Origin of the sequence: Phaeobacter sp. JH20_02 (assembly GCF_048056915.1) — a bacterium.
In the GTDB taxonomy this organism is placed as follows: domain Bacteria; phylum Pseudomonadota; class Alphaproteobacteria; order Rhodobacterales; family Rhodobacteraceae; genus Phaeobacter; species Phaeobacter bryozoorum.
Window position 1 is genome coordinate 1 of the sequence record NZ_JAYMVP010000013.1, and the last position, 3,040, is coordinate 3,040.

General features: G+C 51.2%; 2 protein-coding genes. One reads left to right on the forward strand and one right to left on the reverse strand.

All coding sequences use genetic code 11. From position 1 onward, the window contains the following. A partial coding sequence (locus VWY34_RS03655) for a hypothetical protein (protein ID WP_416548782.1) occupies positions 1 to 691 on the forward strand: 691 nt, incomplete at its 5' end. A 49-nt stretch (positions 692 to 740) separates the two neighbouring features. On the opposite strand, the gene VWY34_RS03660 is transcribed toward VWY34_RS03655, so the two are convergent. Then, complete coding sequence (locus VWY34_RS03660) at positions 741 to 2,249, reverse strand: helix-turn-helix domain-containing protein (RefSeq protein WP_416548784.1); 1,509 nt, start codon at positions 2,247 to 2,249, stop codon at positions 741 to 743. Positions 2,250 to 3,040: the final 791 nt, after the last annotated feature.

Genomic DNA, 3,040 nt, shown 5'->3' on the forward strand with positions numbered 1-3,040 from the left:
CCTAGACTCTCTTATGGGGCATGCGTGTGGCGGATTGGCAGCCGTTGTTTTGCGAACGCTCGCAGCAAGTCCCTCTCCCTCACGCGAGAAGGAGACGTATGAAAAGGCCCTGGCTGAATACGAGGAGGCGCTTGCAGCCGCTGGCCGTTCCAACGACCAAGAAATCTGGGGAACGGCACAGATGAATCTTGCACGCCTGTATTCCGAGAAAGCAAAGAGGGATGATACCACGCACCATGAAGCTCAGTTTCTGAGGGTCCGCTCAATTTCCAGCTACTTGGCAGCCATTGAAACTTATCCTGAAGTCCAATTTCCTCAACCCTTTGCGGAGGCACATTTCGAATTGGCAGAAACTCTTTTTGATCATGGTTTGCAGGCCGAAGATGCGTTGTTTGAACTGTATTTCATGCGTGCCATCCACTCCTTCACTCAGGCAGCCGAAATCTTCACTGAACAAACCGATCCCCAACGATGGGCGCATATACAATGCAGACTTGGCAGCATCTTCGGAAATCATGCTCGACGAGCAAACCCCGATGTTGCAGAGCACGACTTAGAGAAGGCTATTTATTGTTTTGAAGAAGGAGTACGAGTCTTTACATTGTGCGGTTACACCGAAGGGGTCAAATCCAGCGAAAAGAACATTGGCCTTCTAAAGGAGCAGCAGAAACGCCTAAACCTTGGCGAATAGGCACGCTCAGAAGGTCGGCGGGATGCACACTATTGATCGGGAGCCGCTTCTACTCGAGCAAGGGTGGCAAGAATGAGATTTCGTCAATTCTTGCTGCGGCTTTGAAGATTGCACCCTTTAAGCTGGAGTTACCCTCTGCTCTCGCAAACATCCTCTGGAGCAAGTCCAAAATATCTTGGATGTGTTCGAAATCGGCTGGCAACCCCGCAATCGCCCGAGCAATAGCAGGGTCTTCATGCGTATCTTCTAAATCGTCAATTTCCCCTTGCTGGATTTTCTCCACAATGAGAGCAGCTTGGCCGGATGCTTGTTTGAAAGCGCTTCGCTGGCCCCGTAGTCGTTCAAGTGTATTTGCCTTCGAGTTGGCGTAAACGGCGTCTGTCTGTGACAAGGCCTCAACTGCATCATCAATTGAGACGCCAGCCAGGCCGATGAAATAGAATATGGGAAGCCACTGACGTTGCACCAAAGCCGCCTCGCGAACGAACTCCATTGGTGAACGCGCGTGTTCCTGAGCAAGGAATACCAGCAGAACCGTGTCCGCAGTCAAGACACGGTTTTCGATCCGTTCGCGAATTTGCCCGTCAGGATCGATTGCTCGGACATCGCCGATAAGGCGTAAAGCGGGAGCACCTTCGACTTCTTCAAACTCCCCTTCACGGATGAATTCCAACTGATCTGCTAGGTCTCGATCAATCATCACTTTGGTGTCGTCGGCCTCAATGGTCCCCTCACGGGTATCGACTATCAGTGAGTTTTGAAGCCCGATCTCTGCGACACGCTGTGCCGACCTTAGAAGTTTCGACTGACTAGCTTGGTCACGTTCACGCAACAATATGAGTAGATCACCGGCGCTGATTTTCGCTGACTGACCCGGTGAGCGAAACAGGATTGCACCACTTTCGAGCCCGTCGCCGTCTCGACTGACGATTATGGGCGGTTCGGCATATTTTTCGACATAGATTACTCCAACATTCATTCCACCAATCTCAATCGTGGTCTTAATAAAGTCCGGAGTGGGAGTAAGATAGGTTTTAACCTTCTGGCTAATCTGCACAATATCAGTGTTTTGAAAATTGTTGTCCGCCAAACCGACAACTTTGCAGTCTGCATCTTCAACACCGATGAATACAAAGCCCCCTTTGTTGTTTGCCAAGGCAGCAATGGCTTTGATGACGGGCGTCATTTTCTTTGGGTTGAACGTCTCTTTACACTCCTGTTGAGCTGTTTCCCCGTCACGTAGCCTCCAACTCCCGTCAGCATGTTGTTCGAATAGCGCTGCTGCACGTTCAGAGATTGTAGGCGGCTTTGCGTCCTGTTCGTTGACGGCAATGCCGACAGAGGCAGCTTTAAAGTTGTTCAGGAAAGCATCAAGCGCTTGGTCAGTTGCCTGTGGAACTTGGGGGCCGTAGCTCCCGTTTCGGATCTGGCTTATCCTACCGGAGTTAACAGGGCGGTCTTGGCGATTGAAATAAAACTGAATGTCCACGTTCCGCTCGCCTCGCGCCAGCAAGGCTTTGATCAAACCAATTTCTTCGTCCGTGATGCTCCGAGCCATTTTGTGTACCTTATGTCTTTCGAAAAAATGGATACGAGCACTTTGAAGCACTACGCGCAGGTTGCAAGCTCTTGTTTTCGGGAGGAGATTTGGTTCGCGGTCCGCAAACTTATTAAGGGTTGGGTTCAGGTCAGGCACGCATCCATTGTTTTCTTCAGGCCGAGAGCCAAATCCTGAAAGGTTGCTTGCTGTAGGGCAACTGCCATTTGAGCAAAGCGCAGCGAAGGTCCGGTTGCTGCCCTACCTGCATGCGAACCCGTCGCGGCTATGCGACAGGCCCGAGGTCCGCTTCGGGCTGGGCTGCGGTGATCCCATGATAGGCGTAGGTACGGGATCTACTGCAACTTTGGTGCTGCAACGCCGTAAGTCGGTAGTGAGCCCATTGTTACGATGCAGCTTTAGTCCTATTTATATGACCGGCGTATGTAACACTTGAGGTTGGTGCGAGTTAGTATGGTGGGACTTCGATCTCTTTTCGGGTGGTTCTCAAGCAAATTCCTTGAGCGGAAGACCGACAACCCACTGATATCATTTCTTCAAACTCTTGGAGTACTTTCGCTGTTCGCCTTAGGTTTCTTCATCGCATATCTGCGCTTCACCAGAACTTAAAATTATACGCAACATACTTTCGTAAGATGAACCCAACGGCAGGAAAGTCCCACATCCCGTTCGTTCGATGATGGTTAGCGGCTGCACGTGCGGCGAAGGTCTGTTCCTGCCATCGCTCATGCAGCATTGGATCGCCGCCCGACTGCCAGACCCCGAGACTTTGCAAAGGTCACTAACTGCGC